This is a genomic window from Burkholderia pulmonis (assembly GCF_984667975.1).
Genome location: NZ_OZ480188.1, coordinates 1,138,289 through 1,158,245 on the forward strand (window position 1 = coordinate 1,138,289; position 19,957 = coordinate 1,158,245).

Annotated in this window: 17 protein-coding genes; 2 read left to right on the forward strand and 15 right to left on the reverse strand. The window is 64.9% G+C overall.

The genetic code is table 11. The features are described 5' to 3' along the window. Positions 1-107 precede the first annotated feature (107 nt). Positions 108-641 (reverse strand): hypothetical protein, encoded by a 534-nt coding sequence (locus AC5LXK_RS36595; protein ID WP_493394507.1) that lies wholly within the window; start codon positions 639-641, stop codon positions 108-110. 230 nt (positions 642-871) lie between these two features. Between AC5LXK_RS36595 and AC5LXK_RS36600 the strand changes: the two genes are divergently transcribed. Both AC5LXK_RS36600 and AC5LXK_RS36605 read left to right on the forward strand, forming a co-directional pair. Next, complete coding sequence (locus AC5LXK_RS36600; RefSeq protein ID WP_493394508.1) at positions 872-1,945, forward strand: sensor histidine kinase; 1,074 nt, start codon at positions 872-874, stop codon at positions 1,943-1,945. A gap of 1 nt (position 1,946) precedes the next feature. Next, on the forward strand, positions 1,947-2,678 hold the full coding sequence (locus AC5LXK_RS36605) for a LytR/AlgR family response regulator transcription factor (protein WP_493394509.1): 732 nt from the start codon (positions 1,947-1,949) through the stop codon (positions 2,676-2,678). A 197-nt stretch (positions 2,679-2,875) separates the two neighbouring features. On the opposite strand, the gene AC5LXK_RS36610 is transcribed toward AC5LXK_RS36605, so the two are convergent. The 14 genes from AC5LXK_RS36610 to AC5LXK_RS36675 form a co-directional block, all read right to left on the reverse strand. Continuing rightward, positions 2,876-3,415, reverse strand: coding sequence for a gamma carbonic anhydrase family protein (locus tag AC5LXK_RS36610; RefSeq protein WP_493394510.1), 540 nt, complete (start codon positions 3,413-3,415; stop codon positions 2,876-2,878). A 34-nt stretch (positions 3,416-3,449) separates the two neighbouring features. Continuing rightward, a complete protein-coding gene (locus tag AC5LXK_RS36615) occupies positions 3,450-5,105 on the reverse strand; it encodes an MFS transporter (protein WP_493395110.1) in 1,656 nt (551 codons plus the stop codon). Positions 5,106-5,245: 140 nt separating this feature from the next. Beyond that, positions 5,246-6,727 carry an NADP-dependent succinate-semialdehyde dehydrogenase gene (gabD, locus tag AC5LXK_RS36620; protein WP_493394511.1) on the reverse strand — a complete coding sequence of 494 codons (1,482 nt, stop codon included), beginning with the start codon at positions 6,725-6,727 and terminating at the stop codon, positions 5,246-5,248. Positions 6,728-6,762: 35 nt separating this feature from the next. After that, positions 6,763-8,328: a class I adenylate-forming enzyme family protein gene (locus tag AC5LXK_RS36625; RefSeq protein ID WP_493394512.1), complete on the reverse strand. Its 1,566-nt coding sequence runs from the start codon at positions 8,326-8,328 to the stop codon at positions 6,763-6,765. Between the two features lie 84 nt (positions 8,329-8,412). After that, on the reverse strand, positions 8,413-9,132 hold the full coding sequence (locus AC5LXK_RS36630) for an SDR family NAD(P)-dependent oxidoreductase (protein ID WP_493394513.1): 720 nt from the start codon (positions 9,130-9,132) through the stop codon (positions 8,413-8,415). A 16-nt stretch (positions 9,133-9,148) separates the two neighbouring features. Further along, positions 9,149-11,539, reverse strand: coding sequence for a xanthine dehydrogenase family protein molybdopterin-binding subunit (locus AC5LXK_RS36635; RefSeq protein WP_493395111.1), 2,391 nt, complete (start codon positions 11,537-11,539; stop codon positions 9,149-9,151). 43 nt (positions 11,540-11,582) lie between these two features. Next, the gene (locus AC5LXK_RS36640) at positions 11,583-12,344 is read right to left on the reverse strand and encodes an N-acyl homoserine lactonase family protein (protein ID WP_493394514.1); all 762 of its coding nucleotides are present in this window, start codon (positions 12,342-12,344) and stop codon (positions 11,583-11,585) included. Beyond that, a complete protein-coding gene (locus AC5LXK_RS36645) occupies positions 12,341-12,874 on the reverse strand; it encodes a (2Fe-2S)-binding protein (protein ID WP_493394515.1) in 534 nt (177 codons plus the stop codon). The genes AC5LXK_RS36640 and AC5LXK_RS36645 overlap by 4 nt, the downstream gene beginning before the upstream one ends. After that, on the reverse strand, positions 12,871-13,749 hold the full coding sequence (locus AC5LXK_RS36650) for an FAD binding domain-containing protein (RefSeq protein ID WP_493394516.1): 879 nt from the start codon (positions 13,747-13,749) through the stop codon (positions 12,871-12,873). Before AC5LXK_RS36650 ends, AC5LXK_RS36645 begins: the two co-directional genes overlap by 4 nt. A gap of 11 nt (positions 13,750-13,760) precedes the next feature. Continuing rightward, positions 13,761-15,302, reverse strand: a complete 1,542-nt coding sequence (locus AC5LXK_RS36655; protein ID WP_493394517.1) for an enoyl-CoA hydratase-related protein — start codon at positions 15,300-15,302, stop codon at positions 13,761-13,763. Between the two features lie 38 nt (positions 15,303-15,340). Then, the gene (locus tag AC5LXK_RS36660) at positions 15,341-15,763 is read right to left on the reverse strand and encodes an acyl-CoA thioesterase (protein WP_493395112.1); all 423 of its coding nucleotides are present in this window, start codon (positions 15,761-15,763) and stop codon (positions 15,341-15,343) included. An 11-nt stretch (positions 15,764-15,774) separates the two neighbouring features. Then, complete coding sequence (locus AC5LXK_RS36665) at positions 15,775-16,926, reverse strand: iron-containing alcohol dehydrogenase (protein WP_493394518.1); 1,152 nt, start codon at positions 16,924-16,926, stop codon at positions 15,775-15,777. A gap of 605 nt (positions 16,927-17,531) precedes the next feature. After that, positions 17,532-18,539: a winged helix-turn-helix transcriptional regulator gene (locus AC5LXK_RS36670; RefSeq protein ID WP_493394519.1), complete on the reverse strand. Its 1,008-nt coding sequence runs from the start codon at positions 18,537-18,539 to the stop codon at positions 17,532-17,534. Between the two features lie 54 nt (positions 18,540-18,593). Then, positions 18,594-19,583 (reverse strand): XdhC family protein, encoded by a 990-nt coding sequence (locus AC5LXK_RS36675; protein WP_493395113.1) that lies wholly within the window; start codon positions 19,581-19,583, stop codon positions 18,594-18,596. Positions 19,584-19,957: the final 374 nt, after the last annotated feature.

The following is a 19,957-nucleotide window of genomic DNA, read 5'->3' on the forward strand; positions in this document are numbered from 1 at the left end:
AGGCGGCGCGCGGGCCGCTGTCACGCGGGAACGGGCGGCGCGACCACTCGGCCCGCCGGGATCGCGGCGAGACGCGACATCCGCCCTCGCCGGCGACCCGGCCGCGCTCAGCGCGACTCGAGCGCGGACCCGCCGCCTTCGTCCGGCGCGCCGTTCGCGTGGCGGATGCAGCGCGTCACCACGTTGATCGCACGCCCGAGCGGCATGCCGACGAGCCCGCCCCACACCGCGAACGACAGGGCCGCGAACGCGCCGGTGGCCGCCCACGGCCGCGCGGTCGCGATCGCGTAATGAATGAACGTCTCGGCAACGAACGTCAGGAGCAGCGTGACCAGGAGGCTCGCGTCGCCCGGCAGGCGCACGAACATCCCTTCCGGCCCGGTCCTGAACTGCAGGCGCCAGCGGCGCGCGTGGAACCAGCCGCCCGCCGTGCCGACCACGAGCATCGCGAGGCCCGCCGCGTAGGCATCGGCGCCCGCCCGGGGAAACAGGTGGCCGAGGCTCGACAGGCCGAGACCGACAAACACGACCGGAAACAGGAGCGGACGCACGGGCCGGACTTCGCGCACGAAGCAGCGTTTCACGCCGATATAGACGAGCACGCAGAACAAGACGTAAACGTAGGTAGGGAAATGTGGCATGGTGGGTACCTGTTCGGGAGCGCCGCAACCAGCGGACATGTCGGCAACTATAGCGGCCGGCCCGACCACGCGCCGCGCTTTGCGATGAACGGTGGAAATCGACCGACGAACGGCCCTCCGGTCCGGCGAACGTCGGTGCGGACTGCCGCACACGGGTCGCAGCCGATCGCCGTTGGCAATGCCGTCGCAAATTACGCTACCATCTCCGCAATCCGCCCCTGCTCGCTGCCATGCCAAGCAAGCCGTTCGCCTTCCTGTCGTCCGAACCGCACGTCGGCCCCGCGCATCGAGGCCGCTCGCTGCTGGGTCTTTTCTGTTTCAACTCGGCGGTCGGGCTGATCTTCTGGGCGACGCGCCGCAACGAGGCGCTGCTGCCGTACCTGGTCGTCGCGAACGGCATCGGTTTCAGCGCGACGCTGCTCGGCGTCGCCATCGACAGGCTCGTGCGCGGCAAGCTCGCGCTGGTGCCGAAGATCCTGATCGTCGCGCCGGCCAGCGTATTCATCGGTTTCGAGATCGCGGCCTCCACGATCGGGCACGTCCCGCACCTGATCGGGCAAGCCGGCGTCAAGGTCTGGCTGGCCTACGGCTCGTCGTTCATCGTCGCCGGCGCAGCCTGCGCATTCGTCTCCGTGTTCGTGCAGGCCGCGCGCATGCGCACGTCGCTCGAGACGCAGCGGCGCGAGGCCGCCGAGGCGCGCCAGGCCGAAACGGCCGCGCGGCTCGCGCTGCTGCAGGCCCAGATCGAGCCGCATTTCCTGTTCAACACGCTGGCGAACGTGCAGAGCCTGATCGAACGCGATCCGGCCCGCGCCACGACGATGCTCGACAGCCTGAACCGCTACCTGCGCGCGAGCCTCGGGCGCACGCGCAAGGCCACCTCCACGCTGGGGGAAGAGCTGGAACTGGTCGAGGCGCTGCTGAAGATCGCGACGATCCGGCTCGGCGAGGAACGCCTGCGCTATGCGATCGACGTGCCGGACGCGCTGCGGGCCCTGCCGCTGTCGCCGCTCCTGCTGCAGCCGCTCGTCGAGAACGCGTTGCTGCACGGTATCGAGCCGTCGGTCGACGGCGGCGAAGTGCGCATTCGCGGCACGCGCGACGGCGGCCTGCTCGTCCTGAGCGTGAGCGACACCGGCGTGGGGCTCGGCAACGGCGGCACGAAGCTGCACGGCGGCGTGGGACTCGCGAACATTCGCGCCCGGATGATCAGTCTCTATGGCGAGCGCGGCCGCGTGTCGGTCGGCACGAATGCCGGCGCCATGCGGGGCGTGACCGCAACCTTGCAGATCCCCATTACCTGATATGCCGACAGCCCTGATCGCCGACGACGAACCCAACCTGTCCGCCGAGCTCGCCGCGCGCCTCGGTACGCTGTGGCCCGAGCTGGAGATCGTCGGGATGCCGCGCAACGGCGTCGACGCACTCGCCGAGCTGAATGCGAAGCGCCCGGATTTCGCGTTCCTCGACATCCGGATGCCCGGGATCGACGGGCTGAAGATCGCGAGCCTCGTGCCGCACGTGCACGTCGTATTCGTGACGTCCTACGACGAGTACGCGGTTCAGGCGTTCGACCAGTCGGCGATCGACTATCTGCTGAAACCCGTGACCGACGACCGCCTGCTCCGCTGCATCGTCAAGCTGCAGCGCGGCGGCCCCGCACCGACCGACACCGCGCTGCTGGCCAGCGCACAGGAGCAGCGGGATGCCGCGCCCATCCGGTGGCTGACCGTGGGCCTCCGGGACACGACCCGGCTCGTCTCGGTCGACGAGGTGCTGTATTTCCAGGCCGCGGACAAATACACGGAGGTCGTGACCGCGAGCGAGCGGCACGTGATCCGCACGCCGCTCAAGGAGATGCTGCAGCGGCTCGACACCGAGCGTTTCGCGCAGGTGCATCGCGGCGTGATCGTCGCCTATGCGGCGATCGATCACATCGAACGCGACCTGCTCGGCCGCCTGCGCATCCATTTGCACGGAAGCAGCGACGTCCTGCCCGTCAGCCGCGCGAGCGCCGGCCTCTTCAAGCAGATGTAGCGGCGCGCCCCCGGCACAGCCCGGACTCGAACCGCCGGCAGGTCACAACCAGGAACGCCCCTCCCTCCTCGGCAATCCCGGAGGCCCGCTCGAGACAGGGCGTTCCGGATCTTGATCGCCCGGCTGCCCCTCAACCATCGCACCGACGACCGTGACGCCACTCGCCGTGTTCGCGAGCGCCTGACGGAACGACGCGGTCAGCCCGCGATCGGCGTATCGATTCGACGTACCGTTGCCAAACTCGATGCCGCGAGTTCGCAATACCGGTTCGTCGCTTCGACCTTCTCATGCAGTTCGGCGTCGGACAGTAGTCGGACGATACTCGCCGGCACGCCCATGACCAGGGTTTGTGCCGGCACCTGCATTCCCGACTTGACGAATGCGCTTGCCGCCACGATGGCCGATTCGCCGATTATCGCGTCATCCATCACGACGGCGTTCATCCCGATCAGGACGTTGCGCACCAGATGGGCGCCATGTACCACGGCGCCATGGCCGACATGGGATCGTACGCCGAGCCAACAGGTCATCCCGTGCCCGACGTGCAGCGTACAGTTGTCCTGTACATTGCTGTCCTCGTCGACGCGAATGGCGCCGAAATCCCCGCGCAGCGACGCGCCCGGTCCGATATAGCAACCGCCGCCGACGATCACGTCGCCGATGATGCTCGCGCTCGGGTGGATGTACGCCGACGCATGAATGCGCGGAGCCACGCCTCGATATTCGTACAGCGCCATGGTTCGTTCAACTCCGTATCGGGATGCCGCCTGGTCAGCTGGCGTAGAGATCGGTGCCGCGCGTCTCGCGGACGCACAACAGCCCGACGATCAGCGAAGCAATCGCGATGACGATCGGATACCAGAGGCCGGAATAGATGTTGCCGTTTGCGGCGACGATCGCGAACGCCGAAGCCGGAAGAAAGCCGCCGAACCATCCGTTCCCGATGTGATACGGCAACGACATCGACGTGTAGCGGATGCGTGTCGGAAAATACTCGACGAGCATGGCGGCGATCGGCCCGTAGACCATCGTCCCGTAGATCATCAGGATCGCCAGCAGGAGAATCGCCATCGGCCAGTTGATTTTTCCGGGATCGGCCTTCATCGGATAGCCGTTGTCCTGCAGCGCACGCTGCAACGCCCGATCGAAATCGCGCGCTTGCGTGGCTGCGTCGGCAGACTTTGCGTCGTAAGACGCAATGACGCTATCACCGACGACGATCGCCGCCTTCTCGCCCGGCGCCACGGGCTCGTTCCGGTAGCTCAGGCCGGCCTTCGAAAGCGCGCTCTTGGCGATATCGCATGAACTGGTAAAGGTTGCCGTACCGACCGGATTGAACTGGAACGCGCATTCGCGAGGAAACGCCCTCACCACGATCGGCGCATTCCGTTGAGCGGTCTCCAGTGCGGGATTGATAAAGTGCGTCAGCCCCTTGAACAACGGAAAGTACGTGGCAGCCGCCAGCGTGAAACCGATCAGGATGATCGGCTTGCGTCCGATGCGATCGGACAGCGAACCGAACACGACGTAGAAAGGCGCCGAAATCACGAGTGCGATGGCGAGAACCATGTTCGACGTCGATCCGTCGAGTTTGAGCGTCTGCGTCAAAAAGAACAGCGTGTAGAACTGTCCCGTATACCAGACGACCGCCTGCCCCGCCGTCAGTCCGAACAGCACGACCAGCACCAGCCTGAGATTCTTCCATTGCCCGAATGCCTCGGCGACGGGCGCCTTCGAGCGACTGCCCTCCGCCTTCATGCGCTCGAATGCCGGCGATTCGTGCAACTGAAGACGAATCCATACCGATATCCCGAGCAACACGATCGACAGCAGGAACGGCACGCGCCATCCCCATGCCGCAAACGGCGCTTCGCCCGTCGTGGTTCGAACACTCAGGATGACGATCAGCGACAGGAACAGCCCGAGTGTCGCGGTCATCTGGATCCAGGCGGTCCACGCTCCGCGCCGGTCGTTCGGTGCATGCTCCGCGACATACGTGGCCGCACCACCGTACTCGCCGCCCAGTGCAAGGCCCTGGATCATCCGCATCGCGACAAACAGGATCGGCGATGCGATCCCGATGGTGGCGAAGCCCGGCAGCAGCCCGATCAGAAAAGTCGAGCCGCCCATCAGCACGATCGTCACGAGAAACGTATATTTGCGGCCGACCAGGTCACCCAGACGACCGAATACGATCGCCCCGAGCGGACGCACGGCGAACCCGGCGGCAAAGCTCAGCAGCGTAAAAATGAATCCCGCAGCCGGATTGACGCCCGAGAAAATGTGCTTGCTGATGAAAGTCGCCAGCGAACCCGCGAGAAAGAAGTCGTACCATTCGAATACCGTACCCAACGACGACGCGAAAACGACCCGCTTTTCTTCCCGGGACATCCGCGACGCAGGCACTGCCACATTGACTGTTGACATGTCTATCTCCTCCAAACCAATGGATCCATCGTTGTTATTTAACTTGCATGACTGGACTTTGTTGCGCGAGACACCTCCATTGACGAAACCATGACGAACCGGCACCGAAGCGTCGACGCGCGCCGGTGCCGTCCCGGGCGTCAGGCGATTCCGCCCACGCACAGATATTTCAGCTCGAGGTAGTCGTCGATGCCGTACTTCGAACCCTCGCGCCCCAGCCCGCTCTCCTTGACGCCGCCGAACGGCGCGACTTCGGTCGAGATCAAGCCCTCGTTGATGCCGACGATGCCGTATTCCAGCGCCTCGGCCACCTTCAGCACGCGACCGATATCCCGACTGTAGAAATAGGACGCGAGACCAAACTCGGTGTCGTTTGCGAGCGCGATTGCCTCGTCGTCGGTACTGAACCGGAAAACGGGGGCGACGGGACCGAACGTCTCCTCGCGAAAGATCCGCATCGCCGGGGAAACATCCGCGAGAATCGTCGGCTCGTAGTAGTTGCCGCCCTTCGGATGCGGTGTTCCACCGATCACGACACGCGCACCCTTCGATATGGCGTCGTCGACGTGCTCCCTCACCTTCGCAACGGCATGCGCGTCGATCAACGGGCCGACCGTGACGCCTTCCTCGAATCCGTCGCCGACCCGCATCGACCGCACGGCCACCGAAAGCTTTTCGATGAACGCGTCATACACGCCGTCCTGAACCAGCAGCCGGTTCGCGCATACGCAGGTCTGTCCGGCATTGCGATACTTCGATGCGATCGCACCTTTCACCGCCGCGTCGAGATCGGCATCGTCGAATACGATGAACGGTGCGTTGCCGCCCAGCTCCATCGACGCCTTCTTGACGGTGGACGCGCACTGCGCCAGCAGAACCTTGCCGATTTCCGTCGATCCGGTAAACGAGACCTTGCGGACGATCGGGCTGGTCGTCAACGCTTCGCCGATTTCCGCCGCAGCGCCGGTCACGCACGAGATCACGCCTTTCGGCACGCCTGCACGCTCCGCCAGCACGCAGAGCGCAAGGGCGGAAAACGGCGTCTGGCTCGCCGGTTTCAGGACCATCGTGCAACCGGCGGCGAGCGCCGGTCCGATCTTGCGCGTCAGCATCGCCGCCGGAAAATTCCACGGCGTGATCGCTGCGCACACGCCGATCGGTTGCTTCAGCACGACGATGCGCTTGTCGCGTGCGTGCCCCGGAATCGTATCGCCGTAGACGCGCTTGGCTTCCTCGGCAAACCATTCCAGAAACGACGCGGCATAGCCGATTTCCCCGCGGCTTTCGGCAAGCGGTTTGCCTTGCTCCGCTGTCATGATGGCCGCCAGATCCTCCTGATTCTCGATCATCAGCTCATACCAGCGGCGCAGAACCGCCGCACGCTCCTTGCCGGTGCGGGAACGCCACCCGGCCAGCGCGGCATTCGCCCCGTCGATCGCGCGCAGCGTTTCATCTCGCCCCATGCGCGGCACCGTCCCGAGCGATTGCCTCGTCGACGGATTGCGCACGTCGATCATGCCCCCTCGATCGGCGTGAATCCACTCACCCGCAATCAGGCACGCATGCCTTATCAAATCAGGATTCCGAATCGTTACATGCCCGGTTGATGAAAATGTCGACATCGATACTTCTCCCTTCAAAGGATAGGCGGGACGCGTTACGCGTCACCGTGCTCGGCCGGTTGTACGGCTTCGCGCAATTTGAACCGCATGACCTTCCCCGATCCGGTCCGCGGAATCTCCGTCGTCACATGAATCACGGACGGCACCTTGTACGCCGACAGGTGAAGACTGCAATGCGCGAGCAGCGCGGCGACGTCGACAGCACCCTCGGTGCGCTCGACGACGAACACCACCGGCACCTCGCCGAGATGGGCATGCGGCATGCCGACCACCGCGCAATCGCGAACGCCGTCGTACTCGCAGATCACCTCCTCGATCTCGGCCGGCGAGATGTTCTGCCCGCCACGAATGATCACCTCCTTGAGGCGCCCCGTGATGGTGATATAGCCATTCTCGTCGAAGCGTGCGAGGTCGCCGGTGCGATACCAGCCATTGCGCAAGGCCGCGTCGGTTTCGGCCGGCTTGTTCAGGTATCCCTTCATCACGTTGGGGCCCCGGACCAGCAATTCGCCTTCTTCGCCGATACCGACATCGCACAACGCAGCCGGTTCGACGATGCGCGCCGCCACGCCCGGCAGCGGCAGGCCGCACGAACCGAAGACTCGCGCCCCGGTCGGCCAGTTCATCGTGACCATCGTCGATGTTTCGGTAATGCCGTAGCCGTCGAGCAGCTTGAGGCCGAACAGGTTCTCGAATTCGCGATTCGTCGTGCCCGGCAGTATCGCGCCGGCCGACACGCACAACCGCAGCCCGGGCAGCGAGCCGCCCCCGCTCGCCCGCGCGGATTCAAGCAGGTAGTGGAACATCGTCGGCACGCCCGGCATGACGGTGAAGCGCCCGTCCGACAGCAGCCGCGGGATTTCGCTCGATGAATACTTCTCCATCAGGTACGCACTCGCGCCGACGGCAAGCACGGTCAGCACCGAGAAGTTCAGCGCATAGGAGTGGTACAGCGGAAGCGCGCTCAGCACGCGATCGCTGCCCGTCAGGCCGGCAATCGGCGCCCAGCATGCGGCGGCGACCCACAGCATGCCGCGCGTCGACAGCAGCACGCCCTTGGGCTTGCCGGTCGTGCCCGACGTGTAGATCACGAATGCCGGATCGTCGATCGCGTCCGGATCCGACGGCGCACTCGGCGCGCCGCGCGCCGTCGCGCGCACAAACGGCGTCCCGGCGACGGGCTGCGCCGACCACGAAACGGTCACATATTCCCTGACCGTGCCGACCGAAGCACCGATCGCGCGCAATTCCCGCTCGCGCGCATCGCTCGTCACGAGTGCCGTGCAGCCTGCATCGTCCAGCCGATACTCGATCTCCGGCGAGGTGGCGTCGTGGCTGATCGGCACGGCGATCGCGCCCGCGCGAACGCAGGCGAGACAGCTCACCACCCATTCGACCGAATTCGGCAGCACGACGGCGACGCGATCGCCGGCTTGTACGCCCGCCCGCTGGAAATGCGTCGCGAGGCGCGCGGTCATCGCCTCCAGTTCCGCATAGGTCATGGACGTCCGTGCGTCCTCGAATGCCGTCTTGTCCGGATTGCGCTCTTGATGGCGCTTCAGCAAGACATGGACAGGCACAATAAGCTCGGTGTGAATCACGTTTGTCTCCTCGAGCGTCGCCGTCGGATTCGTCAGGCGGCGCCGATGTGTCAGGTGTCGGAATGAAGGCGGGGGATTGCGCCGTCAGACCATGCTGAATCCACCGCTGATGCTGATGACCTGACCGGTAATCCAGCTTCCCTTTTCCGATGCAAGCAGGATCGCCATGGGTGCGACGTCGTGCGGCTGACCGAGACGTCGAAGCGGATACAGCTTCACCAGTCGTTCGAGATTCGCCTCGAGAAATGCCGGATCGTGTGCCGTCTCGATCAGCCCCAGCGCCAGCGCATTCGCAGTCGTGCCCGAGCGCGTTTCGCGTGCGATCGACTTCATCAGCGCGATGTTTGCCGCGCGCGCGGCCGCGCCGATCGCCAGACCGGATTCACCGACCCTCGATGAATCGCCCGTGATCGTGATGATTCGACCGCTGCCTTTGTGCCGCTCCAGATGAGGCAGCGCCGCATGCGTGCAGTTCAGTGTCCCGAACAGGCACACGTCGATCTGCTTGCGCCATTCGTCCGGGTGAGAATCGAGAAAACGCTTGCGGATGACGAGCCCCGCGTTGTTGACGAGAATGTTCAGGCCACCGAACACCTCGACGGTCTCGTCGATCATCTGGTCCACGGCCCGACGGTCCGAGATGTCGCAGCCGATCGCGAGGCCGCGACCGCCTTGCGCGCGGATCTCGTCCACGACCGATTCTGCCGCCGCCTTCGAGCCGTGATAGTTGACGACGACACTCGCGCCCTCGGCGGCCAGTCCCAGGGCAATTTCCCGGCCCACGTCCCGGGCGCCGCCGGTCACGAGCGCGACTTTTCCGTCAAGTCTGAATTCCATCTTGTTGCTCCTTGGTTGATTCAATGGGGGGATGAATGAGGCGATACAGGCGCTCGGGCGTCACCGGCAGCTCCGATATGTCGACGTTCAGCGGCGCCAGCGCATCGGTGATCGCATTCGCGATGGCTGCGGGCGAGCCGATCGTCCCGCCCTCGCCCATGCCGCGAAAGCCGCCCAGCGTATTGGGTGCCAGTTTCTCGAGGTGCACGAGATCGAACGTCGGGACTTCCGGCGCCGACGGCAGCAGGTAATCGACCAGGCTCGCGGTCAGCAACTGGCCGTCGGCGTCGTACACGACTTCTTCGAGAAGTGCCGCGCCGATGCCCTGCGCCACCGCGCCACGTGTCTGCCCCGCGACGATCAACGGATTGATCACCCGTCCGCAGTCCTCCGCGATCACGTATCGCTGAACGTGAACGCCATACGTCTCGGGATCGATTTCCACCTGAACGAGGTGCGTGGACGAACTGGTCGTGCCCACCACCGGGTCGTACACCCGACTGACGCAAAGATCCTCGCGACACGCCTGCGGCACGCGTCCCATCTGCGAATAGAGCGCCTTCGCCAGATCGGCGAACGACAGGCGCGCGTCGCGCCAGCGCACGCGAATGACGCTCTCGGCCACGTCGAGATCGTCCGGCGGCACGTCGAGCAGGTGGCCGGCAACACGCAACATCCGTGCGCGCAACTCGCGCGCTGCCAGCATTCCCGCCCCGCTGCTGATGACGGCCGTCCGGCTGGCATAACTGCCGGTACCGTGCGGCACGGCGTCGCTATTCCCGGTGATCACGCGCAAATCTTCGATGCGCGCGCCGAGTTCGTCGGCCAGCACCTGAGCGAGCGTCGTCTCGTGCCCCTGGCCATGCGATGCGCAACCGAACGATGCCGTGACCGCTCCGGTGGAATCGAGCCGGATCACGCACGTATCGGTACCGGTATTGATCGGCATGCCCGGCGACGCGGAAATGCGCGAGCCGATGCCGGACAGTTCCGCATAACAGGCGACACCGATACCGACCCAGCGGCCTGCGGCACGCGCCTGTGCCTGTGCCTGCCTCGCAGCGGAGTAGCCGAACCGTTCCTTGGCCGCCTCGAGTCCTTCGATGAACGCGGATTGATCCCATACGATGCCGACTGGCGTCCGATACGGAAACTCCTCGGGACGCACGAGATTGCGCAGCCGCAACGCCGTCGGATCCAGTCCGAGGCGCTTTGCCGCCAGATCCATCAGGCGTTCCATCGCGAATGTCGAGGTCGGGCGGCCGACGCCGCGATAAGGTCCGGTCGGCGCCTTGGGTGTCGTTACCCCGCGAACGTGTCCGTGATACGCAGGAACCCGGTACGGCCCGGGCAGAAAGCTGATGACCTGGACCGGCTCGATGCCGGCAGTCCACGGGTAGATCGAATACGCGCCCACATCGCCGATCACTTCCGCGCGCAGCCCCAGAATCCGGCCATCGCGATCCACCGCGAGTTCGGCGTCGACCCGTTCGTCGAAGGCCTGACTCGTCGACAGCATGTCCTCGAGCCGATCGGCGCACCAGCGCACCGCGCGCCCGGCCTTGCGCGCGAGGACGCATACGAGCATTTCCTCCTGATAGACCGAGGTCTTGCCGCCGAACCCCCCGCCGACATCGGGCGCGATCACCGTCAGCCGGTTGCCCGGCATGTCGAGCAGATCCGCCATCGCGTCGCGCACGATTCCCGGTATCTGGCTCGACGTGTAGAGCGTCAGGGCATCCCGGCCGGGGTCCACTTCCGCGATATAGGTGCGCGGCTCCATCGCGGTCGGCATCTTCCGGTGAAACCGGAAGCGTCCGCCCACGGTGACGGGCGCATTCGCGAATGCGTCGTCGATCTCGCCGCGCACGAACCGGCGTTCGACCAGCACGTTGCTCGTCAGGCCTTCGTGCAGCAGCGGCGCCCCGGGCTGCGCGGCCGCCTCGGCATCGGTCTCGACCGGCAGCGGTTCGTATTCGATCTCGATGGCGTCCCGCGCATCCTCGGCCAGATAGCGGCTGTCGGCGAGCACCGCGATGACGGGTTCGCCGACGAAGTGCACGACGCCGTCCGCCAGCGCATGAATCGGCGTGGGCTGATAATCAGCCATGCGCGATACCGCGACGGCCGGTTTGACGAGCCCGGCCAGATCGGCCCACGAATAGATGCCGAATACGCCGGCCATGGTCCGTGCGGCGTCGGCACGAATCGCGCGGATGCGTGCATGCGCCTGGTCGCTGCGCAAGATCGCGAGATGAAGCGCATTTCCGGCCGGCCGATCGTCGACGTAGCGGCCGAGCCCGGTAAGCAGCCGCGCGTCCTCGAATCGACGTACCGGCTGCCCGACAAATCCGCCGCGCGGCCGTTCGTGGATGCCGACATCGGCGTCCGGCGGCGCGCCCGGATCATGACGCGGCTTACTCATACGCGTGAACCCCCTTGCGAAGCGTCTCCCACTGTTGCGGATCGTGGCCGAAGATCACGCGGGCGCCCTCCCGTTCCATCCGCCGGACTTCGTTGACGGATGACAACGCGGCATCGGGGTCCCACGTATTGCGCGGCATCAGTTCATGCGTCAGGTGCGCGCGCAGGGCAACGGCATCGGCCGCCAGCAGGAAGGCCCCGTCGCGCGGCAGCGTCGCGAGCAGGCCCAGGCTCCCTGGCGTATGCCCCGGCAACGGCACCAGCAGCATCCTTCCATCGCCGAAGACGTCGCGCTCCCCGTCGACGAGTTCGGTCGGCATCGGATGCTGCCAGTCGGCGGGAATGTAGCCGCGCTGCAGCGCCTCCTCGCCCTGCGCGGCCGCCAGCTCCTTCGCATGACAGAAGAACGTCGCCCGCTTGAAGAATGCATTGCAGCCGCAGTGATCGGAGTGCAGGTGGGAGTTGACGACCACGTCGATATCGTCCGCGCCGAGCCCGAGCATCTTCAACGCCGAGATGACGTTGTCTTCCGGTCCGGCGATCGGCGTCATGGCCTTTGCCATCGCCCCCCAGCGGGCGGCGGCATCGTCGACGACCTGCGGATGGCATCCGGTATCGAACAGTACGTTTCCCTGACCATGCCGAAACAGCATGCATGCCACCGGGAGGTCGATCGTTTCGCTTCGCTCGGCGTCCGGCAGATAGACACTCTTACGCATGCGGAGCCGGCCACCATTCAGAACGTGCATTTTCATCGTTGGTCATCCTCGGCTGGCTCGGACCCGGCGGCTTGCCGCAACGCGTCGCGCGCCGTTACACAAACACGGACCGCTTCCACGATGCCCTGGTAGCCGGTACAGCGGCAAAGATTGCCGGACAGGACATCGCGAATCTCGTCGTCGGTGTCGAGCGGGTACTTCTGCAAGGCGTCGGCACAGGTTGCCAGCATGCCGGGCGTACAGAATCCGCACTGAAGGCCGTGATGTTCACGGAATGCCTCCTGCAGCGGGCTCAGCGAATCGGGCGTTCCCATGCTTTCCACGGTACGCACGTCGCAGCCGTCGGCCGAGATCGCCAGAATCAGGCAGGACCGCACGCTGTCGCCGTCGACGATCACCGTGCAGGCACCGCATACGCCATGCTCGCAACCGACGTGCGTGCCGGTCAGCGACAGGTGCTGCCGCAAGAAATCGGACAGAAGCAGGCGAGGTTCGACGCTGCGCTCGACGACCGTGCCGTTGACGATCATCCAGACCTGCTTGCCGGCCATGTCATGTTCGGTCATTGCGCGACTCCCGAAGCACGGCGCCATGCGCTGCGGATCGCGCGCCGCGCCAGCACGCCCGCGAGATGGCAGCGGTATGCCGGCGACGCATGCAGATCCAGAGCGGGGGAAAGGCCGTCGCACGCGGCTTCCGCCGCCGCCTCCACGAGCGCGTCGGACAATGGTTTGCCGCGCAGAACCGCTTCCGAATCACTGCGCCGCAACGGCGTGTCTCCCACCCCCATCATCGCGACGCGTGCTTCGTGAATCACGCCGCCGCGGACATCCAGCAGCACGCCCACGGCGGCCAGTGCGAAGTCGCCCGCGCGACGCGAGAATTCCTCGAAACACCAGCCGGTCCCGGGCTTCACACCCGGAAAATCGACGCGAATGACCATCTCGTCATCGTCGAGCATCGTCGTGAGCGGCGCGATGAAGAAATCGGCCGCCGCGATCCTGCGCTCGCCGCGCATCGAACGCACGACGAGCGTCGCATCCAGCAGTCGCGCCAGCATCGGCAGCTCGGCGGCCGGATCGGCATGCGACAGGCTTCCGCCGATCGTGCCGCGATTGCGGATCGCCAGGTGGGCGACATGACGCATCGTGTCCGGAATGATCGGAAAGCATCGCGCAACCTGGCGCGACGTCTCGAGCACGCGATGACGCGTCAGCGCACCCACGCTGAGCCCGCCGTCCTCCCGCTCCCGCACATAGTCGAGTTCGACCAGTTTGCGGATATCGACGATCAGCGCGGGGCGGACCACGCGAAAATTCAGCATCGGCATCAGGCTTTGGCCGCCGGCCATCAATTTCGCATCGCCGCGGCAGGCCGCCAGCGCGGCGATCGCCTCGGCGACGGAGTCCGGGCAACAATAATCAAACGGTGCCGGTTTCATCGGATCCTCCGTCAACGCCCCTGGAATTTCGCCGTGCGCTTCTCGGCGAATGCGGCCCGGCCTTCCCGGTAATCGTCGCTGCTCGCCGCTGCCGCGATCATCGCTTCGGCCCGATCGAGATTCAGTGCACCGGTTCCCGTCGCCATCCCGTTCAGCAGGTATTTCGCACCTGCCAGGCTCAACGGTGCGTTGACTGCCATCGATCTGGCGAACGCCCGCGCATCGGCCATCGGGTCAAGCAGCCTTGCCCGCGGCTGGCGGCCGGTCGCGCGCTGCCACCACGAAACCGGGGCAACCTGCGCGTCGTCTCCCGCGAGACGGTCGACGAAGCCGATGTCCCGTGCCGCGCGCGCGTCGAATCGCTCGGCGCCGTAGAGAATCTTCTTTGCTTGCGACACCCCTACCAGCGACAACAACTTGCGCGTTCCCCGCACACCGTAGACGATGGACAGGCGCGCCGCCGGGATGCCGAATACGGCGTCATGTGCCGCGAAGCGGAAATCGCACGACATCGCGACGTGCGCACCGCCGCCCAGGCAGTAGCCTCGCAATACGGCGATGGTCGGCTTCGAGATATTGGCGATCGCATCACAGCAGGCATCCACTGCAATCTCGTACGCATTCGCCTGGCCCGCGTCGGCACGCACTCTATCGAACTCCGAAATATCGGCGCCGGCGCAGAAGTCGTCGCCCGCGCCTGTCAGCAACACCGCACGCACGTCGGGATTGCGTTCGAGTGCGGCCATGACCGACGGCATCGCGAGCCACATCCCGTATGTCATCGCATTGCGGCTGCGCGGCCGGTTCAACGTGACGACCGCGATCTGATCGGCGATCCACACCTTGATCTTCTCGGTCATCAATGCATCCACCACCTCCGCCTGGAGATCGGCCAACGCGGTCGCAGGTCCGCTGTCCGCCCCGGAGGGGGGAGCCTGCGGCGCAGCGACGTCGGCGGTTTCCGTGCGTTGCCGGGGTGACGCGGGTTCGACGGCGACGGCCGATTCCGCATGAGCCGGCGCAACGGCCGGACGCTCGATCGACACGGCCGCCATCAGTGCATCGACGCCCGTCGTCGTCGAAGGCGCCACCTGTTCGCCGCTGGCCACTTTCGTGTCGACCTGCCTGGCGAACAGGTCGAAGAAGTCGTCCGCCGACTTGCGCGCCGCCGCATCGATCATCCGCGAACCCAGCTGCGCCAGCTTGCCGCCGACGTTTGCCTTGACGCCGTATCGAAGCAGCGTGACATCCTGCTCCAGCGCCTCGAGCGCCACGTCGATATCGGCACGTGCGAAACCTGCCGCGCCGCCGGAACCTTCACCCGTCAGCGTGTAGCTGACGGGGGCTGCGATATTGGATAGCGTCACCTTGCCGGCGAACCGCGCCTTGATCGGCCCGACTTTCGACACGACCGTCGCGGTAAATTCGTTGTCGGCGCTCTTCTCGAGCACTTCGCATCCCGGGATGCTGGCCTGCAGCACCGCCGGATCATTGAGTGCGTCCCACACGGCTTCACGGGACGCCTGCAACCGTGCCTCTCCTGCCATTTCCATTTGCGCTCTCCTCCAGGACACCTGTCGCGATCGGCGCGTCAGGCCATCAACGACTGCAAGACTTTCCGGACATCGTGCGGAACCGGCACGGGGCCACTCGTTGCTCGATCGACATAGACGTGTACGAACTCGCCGACAGCAGAAGCCGTGTCGGCATCGTTGCGAAACAACGCGATCTCGTAGCGCACGCTGCTGTTGCCCAGATGCACGACCTTCATGCCCGCATGAACGACGTCGGGAAATCCGATCGACGAGAAGTAGGTGCAACGGGTCTCGACCACGAGACCGATAGCAGGACTGGTCGCGATGTCCAGCACACCGGATTCGATCAGCTGCCGATTGACCGCGGTATCGAAGTACGCGTAATAGACGACGTTGTTGACATGCCCATAGGCGTCGTTGTCGGCCCAGCGGGTCTGGATGGCGGTGAAATGCGGATACTGGGCGCGACGCGACGGCATTTTCCTTTCGCTCACAGAACCTCCTCGTATAGCGACGCCGCGTCTTGCAGGGACATCTCCCGCGGGTTGTTCACGAGCAGGCGGGTTTGGCGCATGGCGTCCTCGGCCAGCGTCGGGATGTCACCGCGGTCAATGCCGACGTCCGACAGCCGGGTCGGCAAGCCGAGCAACTTCGGCAACGCAGTCAAATGCTCGACCAGTGCGTTCGCACGCGTACTTGCGTTTCCCGTGACGTCGGGCATCAGGACGGCGGCAAGCTCCGCATACCGGTCGGCGGCCGCATCGAGGTTGAAGCGCATGACTGCCGGAAGGACGAGCGAGTTCGACAGCCCGTGCGGAACGTGAAAGCGTGCGCCTACCGGATAGGCCAGCGCATGAACACCTGCTACGGGGGCATTGGCGAACGCGAGGCCGGCCAGCATCGCGCCGAGCAGCATTGCCTGGCGCGCATCACGATTGGCGCCATTGGCACAGGCCTCGCCAATGTTGGCGCCGAGCAGACGCAGCGCCTCCTTCGCGAGACAATCGGAGACAGGATTCTTCAGGCGCTTGCTGGTGTACGCCTCGATCGCGTGCACCATTGCGTCGATGCCGGTTGCCGCGGTGACGGCGGGCGGCAGGCTCATCGTCAGATCCGCGTCGAGCACCGCGATGTCCGGCAGCAGAACCGGCGAGACCACCCCCTTCTTTTCTCCGGCGCCGGTCGTCACGATCGAAATCGGCGTGACCTCGGATCCCGTTCCCGCAGTCGTAGGCAGCAACACCAGCGGCAACCGCGGCCCCTTCGCCACGCCGACGCCGTAGACGTCGTCGAGCTTTTCGGTCCGGTGCGCGAGCAGCGCCACCAGTTTCGCGACGTCGAGCGAACTGCCGCCGCCGATGCCGACCACGCATTCGGCCCCGGCAGCCATCGCCGCATCGGCCGCGCCGTTCACCACGTGGGCCGGCGGATCGGCCTCGACGTCCGCGTACACCGATACGTCCATGCCGGCTGCCTCGAGACTGTCAAGAACCGGCTTCACCAGCCCGTTGTCGACGATGCCGCGGTCCGTCACGAGAAAGACCGAGCGACAACCCAGCCTGCCGACGATTTCCCCGAGTCGCGACGAGGCACCGGCCTCGACGATCGTCGACCTGTTCGACTGAAACTCAAATGCGTTCAATTTTTCTCCTCCACCCGATCACGGAATCGCGGAATCGACGACGATGTCGCGACGCTCACTTAACTTGCATAAGTGGACTATAGTGAGCCGAATTCTGATTTGCAAGCCCCTTGTTCGACAACTTGTGACGTATGAAGAAACGGGATAATTCAATCGGTATTTCCCAATTTATTCACACCTTCCGAGCGAATTCGTTGGTCACGCCCGCGTCGGGGCGCGGTCGCTCAAATGCAGCTTCGTCAACGCAGACGTCGCTTGCATTTTCTATACCCTTTTGATCAAGTGCCGCGTATGCCGACACGGCTGACGTCTGCTGCGAGGCTGAATCGGGACGCGAACGCAAGCGGCATTGCGCGGCAATCCGTGTGCGCGACCGGATGCGCCCGGCGACACGTGCAGTCGACCGGAAGCGTTGAACGATGAGGAAGAGAAAGAAGAGGATGACGATGCAAATCGTCACGCACGCGCGGCCCGCCGGCGCGACGCGAGCGGGACGCACAGTCGGCTTTCGGTTCGGCTATACGGGAAGATGGCCGCCGCCATGCCGCGAATCGAGCTGCCGCCGCCCACCCACCGCGGCGCGACACCGCATCGGGCAGCGCGAGTCAGACGACGTCGAGTTCGACCGGCAACGCGTACCGCATGACGTATGACATCTCCCGTGGATCGAGTTCGGCGCCGCATCTGTCGCATGCGACGATCGCATGGAAATCGTGGTCGCACTCCCGATGCCGGAGTGTCAACGGCGCTTTCCCGCCAGAAAGCCACTTGTCGCCCCAAGCCATCATGACCAGCATCGACCCATACAGGTCGCGACCCATTTCGGTCAACCGGTACTCATAGCGCTTCGGCTTCTCCTGGTACAGCCGCTTTTCCGCGATCCCCTGCTCCACGAGCCGCTGCAGCCGATCCGACAGGATGTTGGTGGCGATCCCCAGTCGCGACTGAAACTCGTCGAAGCGTCGAACACCGTAGAAGAATTCCCGAATCACGAGGAAGCTCCAGCGGTCGCCGATGATCTGCAGCGTCCGGGCGACCGAGCATGGCCGAACGCGTTCGAGGACGCTCACATCCGAATTCCGGCGCGAACGCTTGTGCTCGACGCTACGCTCCTCACTGCCGGCCCCCGGCCCGTCACGATAGTGAACGGACCTCGCGTCGATGCCGGCGTGGCAGTGCGAGCACACGACGCGTGGCACGCAATCGCATCGGCAGGTCTTGTGAATCAGTTTCAACGGCGGCGGCGCGTCGCCCGCCAGCCAGCGGTCGCCGAAGGCCAGCAGCGCAATCATCGTCGCGTACAGGTCGCGGCCCTGTTCCGTGAAACGGTACTCGTGCCGGGCACCGCCTGTCGACGGAAGCTGTTTCTTCAGTATGCCCAGGGTCGTGAATTTCTTGAGCCGCTCCACCAGCGTGGTACGCGGAACCTGCAGGATGCTCTGGAACTGCTCGAATCGCCTGACGCCGAAAAAGCATTCTCGCAGCACCAGGAAGCCCCACGCATCCGACAGTATCTCGACGGTTCTCGCAACCGATGAATAGCGCTCGATCGATGCAAAGCGCGCATCCGAAGCACTGTGGCTCGACGATTCGAGCATGGTGGGTTTAGCCATAAGTTCATCGAAAAAATGTCTGCTGCCATGCGCGCAACACAGGTGCGCGCACGCCTATTCGACCCGTTGCGGCACCGATGGCGCTTCGCGAAGCGCGTGCGACTGCACGACCGGCACGCCGTAACGGTGCGACGTCATCTCCGCCATGATGGCCACCGCGATCTCCGGCGGCGTCCTGGCGCCGATGTGAAGCCCGATCGGACCATGAAGCGCTGCAACCTGCGTGTCGGTCAGGTCGAACAGCTTGAGCCGTTCCCGACGCTTCGCGTTATTCGCACGCGAGCCGACCGCTCCCACGTAGAACGCCGGCGATTTGAGCGCCTCGATCAACGCCAGGTCGTCGATCTTCGGATCATGCGTCAGCGCCACCACCGCCGTGTTCGGATCCAGGCCGATTCGCTCGATCAGGTCGTCGGGCATTTCGCGGAATACTTCAGTATGGGGCACGGACCATTCCCGGAGGTACTCTTCACGCGGGTCGCAAACGATGACGCGATAGCCCAGCGCCACCGCCATCCGCGCAACATATTCGGACAGTTGCCCGGCGCCGATGATCAGCAGGCGATGACTCGGTCCGTAACATGCGCGCAACGACACGCCGTCGAATGAAGTCTGGTCCGTCACATCGACAGGCCACACGTCAGCCTCACCGGTCTCGGCATTCACGGTCCGGATCGCCACCCGGCCACGCCTGACCCACTCCAACGCATCATCCAGGCGCGACAACGCTCGAACCGGCTCCACAAGAATCATCAGTGTGCCACCGCATGGAAGACCGAAGCGATGCGCGTCGTCCGCCGAGAGGCCGTAGGTTACAACAGTCGGCACCGAGCCCGAGAATCCGACGCGCCACACGCGCTCGATCAGATCGTCCTCGAGACATCCGCCCGATATCGAGCCCTTCACCGCGCCGTCGTCTCGCAGCGCGACCATCGCGCCAATCGGGCGAGGCGCCGAGCCCCACGTCTTCAAAACCGTGCCGAGCATCACTGCGCGCCCCTCGCGGCGCCACGTGACGACAGTTTCCAGTACCTCTCGATCCATGCTGTCCAACGCGGTTTCCCTCCACGACACTGCTACAGTACGTCAATCAGTTCATTTATGCAAGTAACTTGGATTTGAGCCCCGCCGCAAATCGTAATAAGGTCGCGTCCACTATTCTTCGACTTCCTCGACATGAAGACTGCTGGAAGCCGGCTCAGCCGGAATCGCGACATGCTCCGCGCCGATGCGCCGTCCGAATCGGCAAGCGATCAACCTCTCGATATGTCCTGCCTGCACAGCACGATCGGCTATGCGATCCGGTGTGCACGGAGGGTCGCCTTTCAGGACCGCTACGAGTCCGGTGGGCAATATGAAGTCGGTCCGACCGGCTTTTTGTGCCTGCTCTGGTCGCGGATCGTCGCGGTGCGTTGCAA